Here is a 17,456-nt window from a genome sequence, read left to right as displayed (position 1 = left end):
TCCTTTACGTCGAAATAAAGATTACGGCTTCGCTTTCCATCCGAGACTTGCCAATACCCCTTCTACCGTCTCCTGCACCATCGTATTCTCATCTTCGAGCAGCGGAAGCAAGGGGTCGATCGCCTGCTTCGCCCCAAGCCGCGCGAGCGACTCCGCCGCATTCCGCCGTACGAGCCAATCTTCATCCTTGAGCGATTCGATCAACGGACCGGCTCCGCGGGCATCGCCGATCTTGCCCAGCGCTTCGGCCGCATGGCGCCGCACCATCCAATTGTTGCCCAGCAGCCCCTCGATCAAGGCATCGACGGCCCGCGCATCGCCGATCTTCTTCAGCACACGCGCCACATCCTCACGCACCGTGTTGTCCGTGAGCGCCTCGATCAATCCAGGCACAGCCCGCGCATCGCCGATACGCTCCAGCGCCCACACGGCGGCGGTCCGCACCGCGCCATCTTTGTCCTTGAGCGCCTTCACGAGGGGATCGATCCCCCTGGGATCCTTCAGCTTCCCTAATCCCGCGGCAGCCTGTTCACGAATCGCCCATTCATCGTCCGTCAATGCTTCGATTAATGGATCAACGACCGAGGGGCCGATTCGCACAATGGCGCTGGTCGCCGCCTCCCGAATCAGGACATCTTCGTCTGCCATGAGCCCGATCAACGGCCCCACCGCATCCTCACCCACCTGACTCAAACTGGCGATCGCATGATTGCGGAGCGCTTCATTGTCGTCCCGAAGGGCCCCGATCAGCTGCTCAATCCGTTCTGCCTGCATCTCGTCACTCATCGTCGTCCTGCCCTCCCTGACTCTCGACAGGCGTCCCGTCGAGCGCTTCCAGTTTATCGGCAATCAAGCCGGAATTGTATGCGACGAGGCCGTCCCGGTCTGTCCTCAACCGATCGAACAGTTCCTTGTATGGCCGCAACACCTCCACATCCTTCACTTTGGCCAAGGCTTCCATGGCAAAAACCCGGAGGGGCCGAATGGGAATGGCCTCGATATAGAGTTGGGCAGGCCTGGCATCGCCGATCAAGCCCAACGATTTCATCGCCAGCTCTTTGACTCCCGTATCCTTATCGATCCGCAACCGCTCCATCAACGGCTCAACGGCCCGCACATCGCCGATCTTGCCTAACAGATCAGCGGCGGCTTCACGGATGACCCAATCGTCATCCTCCAGATACTCGATCAAAATCTCCACACTGGGGCGCCCGATCGCCAGGAGATTGATCACGGTGCTCATGCGAGCCTCTTCCCGTTCACTCAGTTCCTCAACCTCGCGCAGCGCGTCGAAGACCTCGTTGATGCGCTCACGAATGGCCGTCAACTTCTTGAGCGTCCGCACCGCGATGTCGCGAATAGCCGGCTGCCCCATGGCCGTGATAAAGGCATCCGATGAGCGGGGATCGAGCAGATGCTCCAGCATCTTCGCCGCCATGATCTGCGCTTCCGGATCCGGATGGGTCAGCATCTCGCTGAGTGGGGCGATCGCATTCGGAATCATCCCCAGCAAATGCGAAGCCGCCACGCGAATCCCATCATCCTTCGACTCATAGAGCAACGAGGTCAACGCCGACGCAGTCGTCACGTCCAACACCCCCGCCATATGTTCTAACGCTGAGGCGCCGGCCTTGCGGACTGCCTCATCCTCATCCCGGAGCAAGCCGACCAAGGGTACACCACACAAAGGATCGTTCACGCGCGCCAGCATGGCCGCCGCTTCAGCTTTCAGCGCAGGCGAACCGGTCTCCAGTACCTGCACCAAGGCCTGCACCGCACGAGGTCCGCCCGACAAACAGGCCGCGGTCGCGCGCATCCGACGCCAATCCTCTTCATGGGTGAGCTCGGAGACCAGCGTTTCAATCGTTTCTTTAGACATAATTTCTTTCGAAACAGGCACGAAGCCAACGGTGAGAGGCAGGGGGAAGTCTTTGCCGACAACCCTCGAGCTTACAGATCTTTCGCCTCTAGCCTTGCGCCCCTCGCCTTTTCTTACACACGTCCGGCGCGCCAGCCGACTTTGGCTAACGTATCTTTGACATGGTATCGAACATTATCATCCGACTCACGGGCCAGTACCGCCAGCAACGGCGCAATCACGGCAGAGCCGAATCGAGTCAGCGCATCGGCCGCTTCCGCTCGGGTCACCGTATACCGAAGCGCCTTCATCAGAGACGGGATTGCCGCTTCGTCCCGGATCGCACCCAACGCCCGAACCACCTCTCCTAACGTGAATCGCTCTTCCTCCCACTGATCGCTGCAGCCCTCGATAGGACGCGAGATTTCCGGTTGGTCGACTCGTTCAAGCACGGCGATCAACACCGGCACGGCACTACGATCGCCGATCCGGCCCAATGCCTCAACCGCTAACGGGCGCAGGCCAGGTGTCTGCATCGCCGTCACGAGAAACTCTACGGCGCGCGCATCGCCGATCTGACCCAACGCACGGACTGCGTCCTCGCGAACCGCCCTGTCCTGATCGTTGAACAACACCGACAACAGAGGGGCCACCGCCTCCGGAGACTTGGTTTTCCCCAAGGCTTCTACCGCATGCAACCGCACCAGCCAGTCTGTATGGGTCAGCGCGGCCAGTAACGATGCGAGCGCCGCCTCGCCGATCGCCGCAAGAGCGGTCGACGTCTCCGCGCGGACGGCTTTCACTTTATCTTGTAACAACGGCACCAACGGCGAGACCGCTCCCGAATCTTTAATTCGACCCAACGCCTTGGCCGCATGCATCCGCACAATCCAGTCGGGACTCTTGAGTGCCTTGACGAGCGGTGCCAGCACCCGCACATCGGCAATAGTGGCCAACACCGACGAGGCCAATTCCTGAACCGTGAGCACCGGATCGGAGAGGCAGGCGCCGAGCGTCGTGACCGCCGGTTCTCCAATGGCTAAGAGCGCGCCGATCGCCGCATCGCGCACCGCGCGATCGCCGTCACGAAGGACGGAGACCAGCGGCGCGACCGCCCTCGGATCCCGAAACGTGCCAAGCATCGTGGCGGCTTCTTCGCGAATCGCCCAGTCCTCGTCCTTCAGCGCCGCGATCTGTTCAGCTACCGCATCTGCCATGCAGAATCTCCTGGTCCGGGATCGATGAGCCTAACATAGCCATTTTCACAGGGTCAACGCACAGAGACCGGCGCTGATGCCCGTTCAGGACAGGCGGCGACGATAATTGACAGCGCATCGACCGACGCCTACGATATCTTCGCCATGCTCAATATCTCGCCCCACAGGCATATCCTTATTTTGAAATGGAGGCCCTCATGACTACGTGGAGACCACAGCTCGGGACATGTGCTGTCCTGACGATTCTACTCATCATCTTCGTGACGGCTCTCGGTACCTCAGCAGAGGCCTACGAAGTCTGGCTGACCGACCAGTCGGATACCGCAAAAGAAAGCGGGGGTTTCATTTACATCTATGACGGAGCCGCTCTGGCGGCAAACCCCACGACAACCAAACCGACAACCACGATCGATGTCGCAGGCGACATCAACAAATTCTGCGAGGAGGCCACGAAGAAAGCCGTTCGCCGGCCGCACATGCTGTTTTTCACCGAAGATCAGGCCCATGTCATTATTTCGTTTCTCAGCGGGCAGGTCTTGATCATGGACGCGGCCACTAAAAAACCTGAAGCCTGTCTGTCGATGGGCAAGAACGTCCATGCCGCCTGGCCGACGCCGGATCAGAAGATGGTGATCGCGGCCAACATCGCAGAAAAGAAGTTTATCCGGATTTGGACCGACTACGCCGCGCACACCTTCTCGTTCGACCCTGAGAAAGACGCGCTAAATCTCGCCGCCCTCGAAGGCGGTGAGCGGCCTGACGCCTCCCCGATTTGCCCCATCACAGAAGCGTCGAGCAAGTATGCCTTCGTCACGCTCCGTGGCGGCGGTCTGCTGGTGGTCGACGTCACAGTGACACCGATGAACGTCGTGGCCACTCTGGACAACAATCAGATCCATCCCGCCGGCTGCGGGGGCGTGCAAATCGATGACACGATGTACATCAACTCAGGCGGCGGCTGGCCCATCGCTCCGCTCTCCTACGATGTCTATGCCCTCGACCTGTCGAATCTCCCGAAGTCGGTGTCGGCGAAACGGATCTCGCAGCGGGACCAGCACTTTGCAGATTCACATGGAATGGCCGCGGTAGGCCGTTATCTCTGGAGCGCAGACCGGGCTGGTAACAACGTGGAGATTATCGATACCTTGAGTCATCTCAGCGTCGGCTCGGTAGATCTGACGACCGATGCCAACAAAGATCCGGCGCCTGATCTCATGGACGTCTCCCCGGACGGCCAATATGTGTTCGTAGGCCTCCGTGGACCGGCTCCCCTCACGGGCAATGACAAGACGGTGAACAATGCCAAAGGCACGATTCCAGGAGTGGGCGTGATCCACGTCGACGCGGACGGGAAGGTCGGGCACTATAAAGGACAGGCCGCCATCACGAATATGAAGGATGGAAAAGAAACCGCCGATACGCACGGCATCGGGATCCGGACAACAGGTGAGTCCCGGACGATTTTGCAAATCCCTCTGGGCTCTATTATCCAGGGTGGGGCACTTCCGAAGAAGAAACAAAAATAGTCTGAACGATTGTTCCTGGCCTTTGAGCCACGTCGCCGGATGGGTCACACTGTCCGGTGACGGGCTCACAAGACCGACCGCTCAACCTCTGACAGTACACTAACCCCTCTGCGCGAAATCTCCCGAAGGACCAAATCGACCGGTGTCGCCAAGGGGCATGTCCACCCGGGCATTATCGACTACGCTCGAATTGACGATGACGTCTTCCGGCGCCGGCATCCAGCCCAACTTTTCCAATGTTTCAAGCGCCAGGAGCCGTAAGGCGTCTTTCGCCGTGAGTCGAACCGACGCATAAGAAAGCACGCGCTCCCCTTCTGCGATGACTTCGGAGGCTTTCGGATCATAGAGAAAGGCAATCAACGGCTCGATCGCCGTATCACCGATGGTCGCCAAGGCGGCACTGGCCTTTTCACGCAAGACGCCGTCCTTCAACAGCATGATCAAGTCAGGAATGACGCGCGGATCGCGGAACTGGCCGAGCGCCGTCGCCGCGGCTTCCTTGATGAAGGCGTCTTCGCTGACGATACAACCTGGCGTCGGGGTCCCATCCTGCCGAATGCCCTTCCCCTTCAACGCGTCCAACACCGGAGGCAACGCACGAGGATCGCCGATCATGCCGAGCGATGCAATGGCATGCCGTTTCACGACCCCGTCCTTCATCGCCTCGATCAAGGCATCGATCGCTCGCGGATCGCCGATCTGGCCCAGGGCAATCGTCGCATCTTCTCGCACCGCCCGATCCGGATCTTTCAGCGTGGCAATCAAGGCATCGACGACTTTGGCGTCCCGTACCCAGGTTCGACCGATTTGATAGTCGGTCGTCATCCCACCGAGCGCGCGGGCCGCATGGCAGCGGACCACGAAATCTTTATCAGTCAGACATTCCAGCAACGGATCGACGGAGGGCTGGCCGATAAGAATGAGGGCGGTCCCGGCTGTTTCTCTCACCGTTTTCGAAGGATCGCGGAAGAGCTTGGTCAGGGTCGGGATCGCTTTCGGATCGCCGATTTTGCCCAGCGCCTCTGTCGCCGCACTCTTCACGGCGCCATCGCGATCTCGACAGACAAGCATGAGAGCCTCGACCGCTTTCGGGTCCTTGATGTCGCCACAAGCTTTTGCAGCATGCTCACGAACACGCCACCGCTCGTCCTTCAACGCGGCAATCAGGCGATCGACGACAGCCGAACCCATCGAGGCGACGGCAACCACGACATCGTTCCGCACATCCATGATGGAGTCGTTAAACAAACCGATGAGCGCTTCTACGGCTTTGGCGCCGCCGATCTTCGCCACGGCCCTGCCCGCATGGGCTCGCACAGCCCAATACTCGTCTCCGCAGGCGCCGACCAGCGCATCCAATGTCGTCGGATCGGCAAGCTCGGCGAGTGCCTTGGACGCCTCCTCGCGGGTCGCGTCGTCGACATCCTCGAGTGCTTCTAACAGGTCATCAAGCGCCTGGGCCATGGGTGCGGCTCCTCTACTGATAGTAGTTATCGCGCTGGCCGCCATACGGATAGGTTCGGCTACAACGGATGATTAAGGTTTGGGTCCCTCGTCCCTCCACACATTGGTCGAGCGACTGGGCAACCTCTAGCTTTCCCTCTAAATTCACGGTGAACGGAAAGTCAAAGGTGAAGCTGATGAACTTATATTTCCCCGGCTTCAATTTGAGCGTACGAGGCTCGGTCGTCCTGAAGGCATCCATGGACTCTGGGTCCGAGGCCTGAATAGGGGGTGTTACGCCAGGCACGTACCACCAGGTCTGAGGAGTGATGGTCGTCGCATCGATGATGATGGCATGCTCCTGGGTATAGGCGGCCGGTGGACCGGCCAAGGCCGGTGAGGCCATCGCTGCGATGACCAGCAACCCTCCAACGAGAGAACGAATCCTGCTGCGTTTCACATGCTTCATCATGATGACCTATTCCAAGGATATGCGTGGGGCCGCAACAAAGGCAGCCTGAAAGATTTCTTCCACGGCATGGCTTTCCCATTCTGTATGGGTCTGTAATCCCAGCGTCCGCATCACCGTCGCGCCTGTATCTAAGATAGAGACAGGCTGATGAATGGCGTAACCATGTTTGATCCCCACCCCCGAGGCAATCCAGGGCACCATCGGCACTGCTGCGTCGGCCTGGTCCTGGCCCGGGTCACTTCCCTCAGCGCTGAGCGAGGTCACGAACAGGGTCGTCCCCTTGGTCAGCCCCTTTTCTGTATAGAGATCCAATACGGAATTGATCGCCTTATCCACCGAGCGAAGGGCCTCGCGATACTCCTTCGAGGTCCAGCCTTTTGCCGTACCCACTCGACCGGCCTCGGGAAGATGGACAACCAGGAAATGCGGGAGCGCAGGGATGGCATGTCCATACCCATGACCGCTGGTCGCTTTCTTGAAATATTGACGGATGTAGGACACGATCCGGTCCGTGCTGCATTCAGGCTTCAGAGGTCCGCACATCTGATAGTCGGTGTAAGGCTCCGGTCTCGCCAACTGATAGAGCGATTCGTCCATGAGGAAAATCGCACTGTCGCGTCCCCCACTCAAGTCGAGATAGTCGAACAGGCTCGGGGCGCGTGGATAGCCGCGGCTGAATTCAAAGACGTTCCAGCTAATGCCGTGTTTTTCGACCGGCAGCCCCGTAATCAGCGAGGCCATCGTAGGCAACCGCAATGCAGGCTTCACCGCCGTGGCAGACCAGGTGACAGAGCCATCCTTGATCAACCGGCTGAGAGCCGGCATCGTGCCACCCTTCAACGAGTCCTGACCGAACCCTTCGAGAACAAATAGAATCACATGCTCGGTCTGAACCGGTACCGTAGGAACTGCCGCCGGGGCAGCCTCGACCGCGGCTCCGCCTTGGAAGAGCAAACAGAGAGAGAACCACGAGGTGATCAGTATTCGAGTCGACCATCCGCGATGGAGGCTGAGTGCTAGTTTCACAGATCAGTCCTTTCTATTCCAATGGAACTTCTAAGCTATCATGGCGTTTTCAGCCAAGGCAAGGGAGGCAAGGGCTCCACAGGCAGGATTCATAAGGGTTCGTGCAGCGAAGGAACGACTTCTGGCAGAAAAGTCGATGCCGGTGTTATGCTGACATTCCACCTCGTGGCTGTCGCCGAATCGGCGCCTGACGCGTCAGTTCTATCCAGAAGGTGAGGGCGATGCCGGACATTTTTCTTACTTCACAGGCCCCCCCCCGCTGGGCGCTCCCTCACCTCACACCATCGAACTTCAGCCTCATCCTCCTATTGACCGTCCTGTCTGTCTGGCCAGCAGTCACTCTGGCAGAGGTCCGAATCGTGACCGCCCAGGGTGAATATCGGATGGGGGACCGGGACACCAGAGAAGACGCGATCCGCCTGGCCACCGAAGCAGCCAAACGGGCAGCCCTGGAGCAGGTCGCCGTCTACCTCGAAAGCATCACCGTTGTGGACGGTCTTGATGTCACGAAAGACGAAATTCGAACCTATACCGCCGGTCTCGTCCTCATCCTGGAACAAAACACCAACACGATGCTCGACGGAGACACCATAGTGGTCAAAACAGATCTGGTGGCCCAGATCGATACGGAAGAAGTACGCAATGCCATCGCAGCCTTACGGGAGAACGAGGATGCCCGGCATCAGCTCGTTGCGCTGCAGCAGGAAAATGAGCAATTACAACAAGAACTCGACGCGGCGAACCAGACCCTAGCAAAAGCCTCAACGGCGGAACAAACACAACAAGCCTCTCAGCAACGCCAAGAGATCCTGAATCGGGTGCAATCCAACGCCATGGTCTCGCAAGCCTGGACGGATTGGGTGCTCGTCTCGCCGGCGGTCTATCCTTCTCCCTGGGTGGGACTAGCCCAAACCCAAGCGCTCTTGAACGTCGCACGGGGCCTCTATCCCGCCAGCCCCCATGTCCTCGCGGCACAACAAGTATTTGCCACGAAACAGCCGCCGGCACCGCCACAGCCACCGTCCCCTCCCGCACCGGGGATGAGACCGCCAACCATGCCGAGTTATCAAATCGTGCCGGGGCCTGGGTCTCAGACGGCCCCGCGAACACTCAATGAAATTTCTCACAACACACCGACGGGGCCGCCGCAAATTGGCAATCAACCCCAATCAGGTCAGCCATCGCATCAGCCAGGCTCACGAACGCTGACGGACATCCACCAGCTCAATCCCTTCCTGCCCCCAGCGAACGGTGCACCCCCGAACTCCAGATCGGCACGTGCGCTCCAACAATTTTTACAGCACCAACAGCAAGCAGGCCAGCCACCCATGGCGAATCGCCTGCCTCCAACCATCAACCAGATCCATCCTCCAACCTCGCACCAGGTCCCACGGGCCCCCTATCAGATTGCGCCACGCCCACAGGGAGGCGGAGGTCAAGGCGGAGGGGGTGGACGAGGAGGCGGGGGCAGCAGAGGGAAAGGAAAGTAACTCGTGCAGAGCAGAATAGCCTTCGTCCCACTCTATTGTAGCCTGGTGGCCATCACCTGCTTCTGGCAATCCGGCATGACAGCGGCTGAGTCAGGCAACGGATCGCCCGCGGTCAGCCACCATGCCGAGCAGTCATTCCAACAACTCCAACAGGCAGAACGAAGCAGTACAACGAACCGGCAAGCGGGCAGCAGGGGCAGCGTCTCAGAACGCGATGGCCAGTACTCCGAAGAACAGTACCTCATCGGAAAAGGCCAGGGAGATCTCAATAAAGGCAAGATGGTCTGCCAACGGGTATCGGAACTGTCGGCGCGGACCGATCTTGCGAAACAAATTCGCGTGATGGTCAAGGAGCACATGGTCGACCGGGTGCGCGACCGGACCGGCAGGGAAACCGAGCAGGACATCGAACTCACCAGGGAAGAAATCGTCCAGGAATATCTCCAAGGCGTCAAGATCGTGGACCGCCAGATCGACGAAGAGGGCAAGATCTGCAGCGCAACCGCCGTCATGCCCAAGAGCCAGGTTCAGCCCAAGCCTGCACCAGACCGCCAGGAATCCACCCCGACAGTCCTTCGCTAAACCATCTCCCCTCTAACAGGCTGACCATCGCAGGATGCTCAAAAAGTCCGTCAGCAAGGCCGCAGCGAGCGAAGAGGCGAGGCGTACCCTTGCGGTACGTTGAGCCTCTGAGCGAAGCGAGAACGATGCTGGCGGGCTTTTTCAGCATCCTGCTCATCTTCCGTTGCAGTCCGTGATCAAGATCAGGTATGTAACTCCCCATGCCGATTGAAAACAGTTTCCAGCACGACGAGATGTCCCGGAAAAATCCTGGCGAACGCCTCTCAGTTCGTGAGGTCACCCCGACCACCCTCTCAGAATCGCCATCCGGACAGGAGGCGATGGCCCTTGCCGGCAAGCGCCTCTCCCAGGCCGGTGTCCGCCTCATCGTGTTGCTCCACGGCTCCATCATGGGCACCGATCTTTTCGGGGCTCAACGGCTGGATGAATTGGGCGGGCTCAAACGGGGGTACTCACGCGGCGTAACAGGCCTCGATTCTCTCTTAGCGCTGCTCCGCGACGGCAGCAATGGCATCTCCTCGCTGTCCGGAGGATTGAAGCCACCGCTCGCAAACGATGACGCCACCAAGCGGCTCCTCGATGAGCAGCTTGGAGATGCCGGCAACTTCACCAACGCCTATGTGGAGCAGATGAAACAGTCGCTCAACCGGGGCCTGGATCGTCCGATCTCTTGCATCCGCGAACTCTGGGCCTGTGAGCACCATCACCTGGGCCGTGCGATGGCGGCCATCTCGCTGCTTGGGCGCCTGCGCGATTGGATCGAAACCCATAAGCTGGGCCAAGGAGATCGGATCCTGGTCGAGGCTCACGGGCAGGCCGGACTCGTCCTCGCCCTCATCTCAAACCTTCTATGTGTCACCGCGAACAGCAGCAGGACCAGGCTGCTCGACCTCTTGTCGGCCTATGCCTTACAAGTCAATCGACCGGACCTCACCTCGACGATCCAACGAATCACTCCGTTGTTGGCGAACGGCACCCTGCTCAATGGGGCGACGCTGGACGTCGTCACCTTCGGCATGCCGGTACGCTACGGGTGGGATCCGTCAGGATTGGGCAAACTCCTGCACATCGTCAACCATCGAAATCTTCGAACCGATGGCAAGACCTGGCTCGCGAAGATGGAGTTGCCGCAGATCACGATGGAAATGCCGATCGCCTGGGGCGGAGATTATGTCCAGGAGCTGGCCGTGGCCAGCAGCGATGCCGTGCCGACGACCGAAGCGGCCAAGGCAGCCAATAAAGCTCTGTGGGAAATCGTGGAGCCGCTCGATGGATTCGAACGATGGCTCGAATGTGCCCGCCGTGCCGTCCGTATCCCGAGTGAAGGACTGGGAATTCTCGCCGACTACAAAGATTCCACCGGCTCGACGAATGTGCGCGACCATTACTTCGGCCACGCGGTCTATACCCGCCTCGACACAATGCTCTTTAACACCAACGTCATTGCCGAGTCATTCTACTCTTCCCGATAACAGGCGCTCATCGCTTGGCCCACGGCTTGGGCTTCATGCCGGCGAGATCCCGCGCGCCATGAGTCACCGCGAGAATTTGAACCGTCCCCTTCTTCACCCGATACATCACGCGATATCCTTCGACGAGTAGCTCCCGAACCTTTGGATCTGAAGATTCCGGCACCCGCCGACCGCTTTCAGGAAACGACTCGAGCTGATCGACGGACAGAATGAGCCGTTCGATCAGAGCATCCGCATACTCGGCGGAGTCTCTCGCGATGTAGTCTTGGATATTTTCGAGGTCGGCGACGGCGGGCTCGGTCCACTCAAGGCGGGTTATTTTTTAATGAAACGCTTCTTCACAGTTTCGTGCGGGACGACCCGCCCTTCATCGGCGGCCAGAATGCCGGCCGCAATCTTCTTGCGGACATAGATTTCGTACATGATGTCATCCCACGTCGCCTTCTCCGGCAACTTCTTCACCATCTCCAATGCCTGTTTCTTTGCGGTCGACATGTACGTCTTTCTATCCTTCGCCCAAAGTCTAGGCCTCACCATAAAGAGAGTCAAGATTCTCCGATTCGATGACCATGAGGGCGATACGCGCCTCGACACGATGCTCTTCAACACGACTGAGATCGTGCGCACCTTCTATTCCTAGGGGATCATCCTCGACCGCTACTCGCTCCAAGGATGTTCAAAAGAGCTAGCAGGCTGCGAAGAAACTCATTTCATACACAAATCGTCGATGGAGTATTCCACGGGCGCCGATGTCAAAATACTCGCAGAATGCTCAAAAAGGCTGTCCAGCAAGGCCGCAGCCGATGGAAGCACCGGAGGCGTAGCCCCTGGCTACGTTGAGGATGCTTTCGAGGCGAGAACGACGCTGGCGGACTTTTTCAGCATCCTGCTACCCTTCCCTGAGTTGCACCGCCAACGGCTCCCAAGAAAAAATGCCATCCAGGTAGGCATGGCCGTTCGGGGTGGTCGCGACGAGTTCGATGGATTCGTACAGGCTGATCGTCGTGCCGCTGCCGGCTGAGACAGAGACTTGCATCGTGAGGGCCGCGCTCGGCGCGCACGACGCAATGTCCTGATGCGTCCGCAATTGTGTCGGCGTGGCCGACAGGTTGACCAGCCGGGCGGGCGGCGTCTGGCGCAACTCGCCATCGTAGGCCACCCACAATCGCGCCGTGGCCGACACATGGGCATACCACTCGTCTCCGACCGCGTTACTTTCAACCCAATTAAACAACGTATTCACCCGCGACATGATCGACACCGTCGTCGATTCCAACGAAGCGGGAATCTGCAACTGGGTCTGATAACCTGCGTGGACATAACCGAACGTATCCCAGAACGAAGGATTCGCGCCGACGCGAGCCATCAGCGATTTATACGGGAGCACCTGCTCCACGTAATGAGGATTCGCCGCAAGACGGAGATACTGCGTGCCTTCGAGGTATTTAATCTGATCGAGCCTGCACAGGGTTTCGTCCCGATCGCCAAATCCAATGGTGTTCGGCGCTGAGACACTATCCATTCCCGTAAAGATCATCTTGCTCCAGCCGATCGGCGCAATGCAGGTCGCACTCGCCAACCCGTTCAGCCTCTCCAGCACCGCCACACGGCTCTTGATGTCGCTGAAGACCGACTCCAACCCTTCCTTCGTTCCGCGAACCCGTTCGACCAGAAGAGTCTTTTCAAGCTTTCGCTGGTCTTCCAGTTGTCGCACAAACGCGGCTGTCTGCCGATCGAGTTCCAACACTGGTGCCATCGGATCCCCCTTTTCATAGAACGCCCCTTCTTGCACATGAACGCCACGAGGAGATCAGCAAGAGGGATGCCCCTCCTAACCCCGCGCAAACGCTCTCTAGATACATACAGGCTGAAGGCGGTGACCAACGATAAGGACAGGTTTGAACGGGAAATCCGATGCTGAGGAGCGAATTGAAAGCACCGCAACCTCTTCCAATGGACTATGGAATCTATTAGCTGACGTAGCCGAGCCGAATCACAACATCACGGCCTTTCGCAGTCAGAGAATAGTAAGTGCCATGTATATAATTGTGGGTCACACCGATGTAACTACGCGACTGGAGGGAATCTAGAGCCTGATCAACCAACAGGTTTTTCTCTCCAACCATATGGACGAGGCTATCCATCTGGAAGGTGCGGCCATCTGAACGAGCAAACGCTCTTAACACCTTATCCTCAAGGGAAGACAGCGGTCGTGATTGTATTGGCGCGTTCAATACAGCTGTGGGAACGCCCAATGCTGCTCTTGATTTTTCACTAGGCTGAAGAAACTTGTATGCCTGCCACAGTATCGAAGCTGACAACAAAAACAGAAGACCGATTGGAATGGGTATCTCTGTCTTGACTAAGAACCAAAATATCGAAACTGCCAGAACGATCCAGCCCCAAATGGTGGGGAAAATACCCATGATCCAACCGAGGGCAGTAAGAATCACACCTCCGATTACCGTTCCTAGGATCTGATTCCGCAGTCCACTTTCGCTCATGCTATCAATCACTCTGCTCGCTTGATTTCAATTACACAGAAATATCTGGGCTATGGATGCGCTACTCTCAATTGTTGTCGGTTTTCCCTCTCTCGCCTCGTGCGGGCCTGTGAAGCGGTTCCGACTGCGGCTTTTGAACCAAACTCTTCCCTCTGGTCTTATCCACCATTTCAACCTTCATCGAGAGTGGCCGGACCGTCCTTTACTAGGAGCATCGAGCACTCACCGCTTTTATCAGCACGAACCAGCCTTCCAAACTCACTCGCTATCTCTCCAGGGATGGGGGCTGATTGATCTTCCACTGCGCGCGTTCTCCCAATCTCCCCACCTCATTTTAAGGGTAGCCTGGTCGATCCTCGATTGCGCGCGTCGAACGAGCACATTCCCATCGTGCGCGTTCCGCGAGCAGGAGGACGACCAGGCTGCCCTTTCTCTCACTTCTTAAAGATCATCCTCGGCTCCGTCATGTCCCCCATCGAGACCGTGACCAGTTCCCACCCACTTGCGCCCAACTCGTTCAGCGCGGTTTGCATATTCTGGCTGTCGGGAAGGACCTGGACCACCTTGTACTGGAACCGTTTCGGCTCCTGCGCCTTAGCTGCAAACGGCTGCCCCATGAGCAACAGGAATCCTAATGCGCCAAGGCTCATGCCTGCGATCACCCATGAAACTGATAGTCGTATGTTCTGCATAGATCACCTCCCTTTCCCTCTCCCCGATGGGGCGAGGGAGTACTTCATTATGGATGCGCCATGCGTCAGTTATGGCCTGTCCCTAGATCCACTATGAGCGGAACGAAGAGTCTCAGTCGCTTTCCCACGTGTTCCACCAGCCGTTTGGCTTTCCTTCCGAGCAATGCAGGGAGAGTCAGATTAACGTCGATGACGAGCTTTTCTAGTTTTCTCGAAGTCGTCAAGAATGGCACCCTCAGTGAGACCACGGCCCTTCACTGTGGCTCGAATCTCATCGGTGAGCGTCAAAAACAAATCTTGCTTGGTTTTGAGTGAACTCGCTTCACCAACAGCCGGCAGGTAAAACCCGACAATTTTCCCGTACCTCGTGACGATTACCGGCTCTTCTTGTTTGAACAGACTTGTCGCACGACCACGAAACTGTCTAATGGTTGCGACTTTCATCCGATCACCATCGTTGGGCATAGTGTGGCACGGGTATCTCTTCGCCTTCAAATCATCTCATGGATGCGCCACGCGCCAGTTGTGGCCTGTCCCTAGATCGACCTTTAAGGGCACCGACAGGCCTATCTTCTTCCCCGTCGCTTCCATTTCCGTCTTCACGAGGTGCTTTGCCTCGTCCAGATCCTTCTCCGGCACTTCGAAGATCAACTCGTCGTGCACTTGGAGAATCATCTTCGTATGCGGCATCTCGTGGCTCAGCCGCCGATTCACGTCGATCATCGCCACTTTGATGAGATCCGCCGCTGACCCCTGGATCGGACTGTTCACGGCCATTCGTTCGCCAAAACCGCGCTGCACCGGATCGCCGCTCTGCAACTCGGGGATCGGGCGACGCCGGCCGAGGATCGTGGTCGTGTAGCCCTTCGTTTTACCTTCTTCGATGTTCCGGTCCATCAAGGCGCGCACGGCTGAGAACTTCTCGAAGAACGTCTCGATATACTTCTTGGCCTCCGCCTGCGTCACGCCGATGTTCGAAGCCAGGCCGAACGGGCTGATCCCGTACACAATGCCGAAGACGACCGTCTTGGCCACGCGCCGCATGTCTCGCGTGATCTGGCTGGAGGGCAGACCGAAAATCTCCATGGCCGTCGCCATGTGGATGTCCTCTCCCTTCGCAAATACGGCGAGCAACCGCGGGTCTTGTGACAGGTGCGCGAGGATGCGCGGCTCGATCTGGCTGTAGTCGGCGCAGAGCAGGGTATGGCCAGGCGGCGCAATGAAGGCTTCTCTGATTCGTAATCCGTACTCACCCTTGACCGGAATATTCTGCAGATTCGGTTCGGTGGAGGAGAGCCGCCCGGTCGCCGCGACGGTCTGATTGAGCGACGTATGGAGCCGCTTGGTCTCCGGATTCACCATCTCAGGCAAGGCATCCACATAGGTGGACTTGAGTTTGCTGAGGCTCCGGTAGTTCACGATCTGCGCAGGCAATTCATGCTGTGTGGCGAGCTGCGTGAGCGTGTCTTCATCGGTCGAGTAGCCGGTCTTAGTCTTTCTGATCGGCTTGAGCCCCAACTTCTCGAAGAGCACCGTGGCGAGCTGCTTCGGCGAATTGATGTTGAACTCGCCGCCGGCCAATCCCTGGATCGTCTCGATCATCTTGTCGAGGTCATGCTCCAGTTCTTTGCTGAGCCGCTGCAGCCCCTCGACATCCAACAAGAATCCATTCCGCTCGATCTCCGCCAAGACCGCCACCAGCGGCATTTCAATTTCGTGAAAGAGATTGAGGCTCCCCTGTTCCGCCAACCGTTCCGTCAAAGGCTGCGCCAGCTTGGCCAGCACCGACGCGGCCTCTGTGGCCTCCTCTTGTGACCCGGTATCCTCGGCATCGAACAGCGATTTCGGCGCAGCCTTCTCCTTCTTCCCTGTCCCAAGCCGATGGTCCAGCACTTCCAACGCGATGGTTTCGAGCTGGTGATCTCGGCGGTTGGGATTGAGCAGATAGTCCGCGACCATCGTGTCCAGGTACGGGCCTGCGAGGGTCACGCCGATACGGTGAAACACCAGCAAGGTTGCTTTCAGGTCATGGACCACCTTGGTTCTCGTGGAGTCATGCAGCAAGGCAATGATGGGCCGCATATAGGCATGGACGTCGAGCGGAATGAAGGCGGTCTTCTCTCCGGTGGACAGCGCGATGCCCTGCACATCTGCCTGGACGACGGGCCCGGGAGTCAACAGACATTGCAGGCCGAGGTCGCCGCCCTTCGGCAAACTCTCCACAAATCGCTGGGCGGAGGGTTCATCCTGCACGAGCGCCGTCTCCACCACCTCCTTCTCAGTCTGTGTGAACGAGGACTGAAACGTCTTCAGCAACGAGGTGAATCCCAACTCACGCAAGAGGTCGGTGAGCTGGTCCTGATGCGGCGGTTTCAGATGATAGGTCTCGGGCTCGAAGGGGATGGGGCTATCCAGCTGGATGGTCGCCAGCCTTCGGCTGAGGCGGGCATTCTCGGCTTGATCGATCAACATCGCCTTGATCCGGGGTGGCGTCACCTCTTCGACACGACGGAGCAGTTCTTCGATCGTATTGAACTGGGCGATCAGCTTCATCGCCGTCTTTTCACCGATGCCCTTCACGCCAGGAATATTATCTGCGGCATCGCCCATGAGCCCCATGATCTCGACGACACGCGCCGGCTCGACGCCGAAGCGCTCACGGCATTCCGCTTCGCCCAGCCATTTGTCTTTCACCGGATCGTAGATACGCACGTGGGGCGTCAGGAGTTGGAACATATCTTTGTCGCCGGTGACGATGACGACGTCGAAGCCGGCCTGTTCGGCCTGATGCGCGAGGGTGCCGATCAAATCGTCTGCCTCATGCCCGGACTGCCGGACAGCGGGAATATTCAGGGCATCCACAACACGGTGGATGTAGGGAATCTGGGCACTCATGCCGTCCGGCATCGGTGGACGCTGCGCCTTATAGGCGGTGAACTCCGCGTGACGCAAGGTCGGACCCTTTTCGTCGAACGCCACGACGAGGCCGTCCGGCTTCTTTTCGCGCAGAATCTTCAGCAACATCGTCGTGAAGCCGAGGATGGCGTTGGTCTGGAGGCCCTTGGAATTATTCATCGCCGGGAGGGCGAAGAAGGCACGATAGATATAGGCGCTCCCATCGATGAGATAGAGCGTCTTGCGGTTGGATTCGAGGCTCGGCATGGTGTTGGAAAT

General features: G+C 58.3%; 17 protein-coding genes. 4 read left to right on the top strand and 13 right to left on the bottom strand.

Features of this window, described 5'->3' with window-relative positions:
• Positions 1 to 21: 21 nt before the first annotated feature.
• The 3 genes from Q8N00_03260 to Q8N00_03250 all read right to left on the bottom strand — a co-directional run bounded on the left by Q8N00_03260 (position 22) and on the right by Q8N00_03250 (position 3,075).
• On the bottom strand, positions 22 to 786 hold the full coding sequence (locus Q8N00_03260; GenBank protein ID MDP2381803.1) for a HEAT repeat domain-containing protein: 765 nt from the start codon (positions 784 to 786) through the stop codon (positions 22 to 24).
• On the bottom strand, positions 779 to 1,879 hold the full coding sequence (locus tag Q8N00_03255) for a HEAT repeat domain-containing protein (protein MDP2381802.1): 1,101 nt from the start codon (positions 1,877 to 1,879) through the stop codon (positions 779 to 781). Before Q8N00_03255 ends, Q8N00_03260 begins: the two co-directional genes overlap by 8 nt.
• A gap of 113 nt (positions 1,880 to 1,992) precedes the next feature.
• Entirely contained in the window at positions 1,993 to 3,075 is a 1,083-nt protein-coding gene (locus tag Q8N00_03250; protein ID MDP2381801.1) for a HEAT repeat domain-containing protein, read from the bottom strand.
• Between the two features lie 197 nt (positions 3,076 to 3,272).
• Here Q8N00_03250 and Q8N00_03245 point away from each other — a divergent pair, with 197 nt between their 5' ends.
• The gene (locus Q8N00_03245) at positions 3,273 to 4,601 is read left to right on the top strand and encodes a hypothetical protein (GenBank protein MDP2381800.1); all 1,329 of its coding nucleotides are present in this window, start codon (positions 3,273 to 3,275) and stop codon (positions 4,599 to 4,601) included.
• A 99-nt stretch (positions 4,602 to 4,700) separates the two neighbouring features.
• Here the strand turns inward: Q8N00_03245 and Q8N00_03240 are convergent, their stop codons facing one another.
• The 3 genes from Q8N00_03240 to Q8N00_03230 are packed head-to-tail and all read right to left on the bottom strand — an operon-like array spanning position 4,701 to position 7,542.
• Positions 4,701 to 6,065: a HEAT repeat domain-containing protein gene (locus Q8N00_03240; protein ID MDP2381799.1), complete on the bottom strand. Its 1,365-nt coding sequence runs from the start codon at positions 6,063 to 6,065 to the stop codon at positions 4,701 to 4,703.
• Positions 6,066 to 6,078: 13 nt separating this feature from the next.
• Positions 6,079 to 6,516: a hypothetical protein gene (locus Q8N00_03235; protein ID MDP2381798.1), complete on the bottom strand. Its 438-nt coding sequence runs from the start codon at positions 6,514 to 6,516 to the stop codon at positions 6,079 to 6,081.
• 6 nt (positions 6,517 to 6,522) lie between these two features.
• Entirely contained in the window at positions 6,523 to 7,542 is a 1,020-nt protein-coding gene (locus Q8N00_03230) for an alkaline phosphatase family protein (GenBank protein MDP2381797.1), read from the bottom strand.
• 221 nt (positions 7,543 to 7,763) lie between these two features.
• Here Q8N00_03230 and Q8N00_03225 point away from each other — a divergent pair, with 221 nt between their 5' ends.
• The 3 genes from Q8N00_03225 (at position 7,764) to Q8N00_03215 (ending at position 11,086) form a co-directional block, all read left to right on the top strand.
• Positions 7,764 to 9,032 (top strand): hypothetical protein, encoded by a 1,269-nt coding sequence (locus Q8N00_03225; protein MDP2381796.1) that lies wholly within the window; start codon positions 7,764 to 7,766, stop codon positions 9,030 to 9,032.
• 3 nt (positions 9,033 to 9,035) lie between these two features.
• Positions 9,036 to 9,614 (top strand): LPP20 family lipoprotein, encoded by a 579-nt coding sequence (locus Q8N00_03220; protein MDP2381795.1) that lies wholly within the window; start codon positions 9,036 to 9,038, stop codon positions 9,612 to 9,614.
• Positions 9,615 to 9,814: 200 nt separating this feature from the next.
• Positions 9,815 to 11,086, top strand: coding sequence for a hypothetical protein (locus Q8N00_03215; protein ID MDP2381794.1), 1,272 nt, complete (start codon positions 9,815 to 9,817; stop codon positions 11,084 to 11,086).
• Positions 11,087 to 11,093: 7 nt separating this feature from the next.
• On the opposite strand, the gene Q8N00_03210 is transcribed toward Q8N00_03215, so the two are convergent.
• The 7 genes from Q8N00_03210 to polA form a co-directional block, all read right to left on the bottom strand.
• Positions 11,094 to 11,405, bottom strand: coding sequence for a type II toxin-antitoxin system RelE/ParE family toxin (locus Q8N00_03210; protein MDP2381793.1), 312 nt, complete (start codon positions 11,403 to 11,405; stop codon positions 11,094 to 11,096).
• Positions 11,402 to 11,581, bottom strand: a complete 180-nt coding sequence (locus Q8N00_03205; GenBank protein ID MDP2381792.1) for a hypothetical protein — start codon at positions 11,579 to 11,581, stop codon at positions 11,402 to 11,404. The genes Q8N00_03210 and Q8N00_03205 overlap by 4 nt, the downstream gene beginning before the upstream one ends.
• A gap of 394 nt (positions 11,582 to 11,975) precedes the next feature.
• Positions 11,976 to 12,842: a hypothetical protein gene (locus Q8N00_03200; protein ID MDP2381791.1), complete on the bottom strand. Its 867-nt coding sequence runs from the start codon at positions 12,840 to 12,842 to the stop codon at positions 11,976 to 11,978.
• Positions 12,843 to 13,056: 214 nt separating this feature from the next.
• On the bottom strand, positions 13,057 to 13,590 hold the full coding sequence (locus Q8N00_03195; protein ID MDP2381790.1) for a hypothetical protein: 534 nt from the start codon (positions 13,588 to 13,590) through the stop codon (positions 13,057 to 13,059).
• A gap of 434 nt (positions 13,591 to 14,024) precedes the next feature.
• Positions 14,025 to 14,282 (bottom strand): hypothetical protein, encoded by a 258-nt coding sequence (locus Q8N00_03190; GenBank protein MDP2381789.1) that lies wholly within the window; start codon positions 14,280 to 14,282, stop codon positions 14,025 to 14,027.
• 180 nt (positions 14,283 to 14,462) lie between these two features.
• Positions 14,463 to 14,726, bottom strand: coding sequence for a hypothetical protein (locus Q8N00_03185; protein MDP2381788.1), 264 nt, complete (start codon positions 14,724 to 14,726; stop codon positions 14,463 to 14,465).
• Positions 14,727 to 14,783: 57 nt separating this feature from the next.
• The gene (gene polA / locus Q8N00_03180; protein MDP2381787.1) at positions 14,784 to 17,444 is read right to left on the bottom strand and encodes a DNA polymerase I; all 2,661 of its coding nucleotides are present in this window, start codon (positions 17,442 to 17,444) and stop codon (positions 14,784 to 14,786) included.
• Positions 17,445 to 17,456 lie beyond the last annotated feature (12 nt).

This window comes from Nitrospirota bacterium (assembly GCA_030684575.1).
Taxonomy (GTDB): Bacteria; Nitrospirota; Nitrospiria; order Nitrospirales; family Nitrospiraceae; genus Palsa-1315.
The sequence above is the reverse complement of the archived record's forward strand: the minus strand, read 5'-3'. Positions and strand labels throughout refer to the sequence as shown.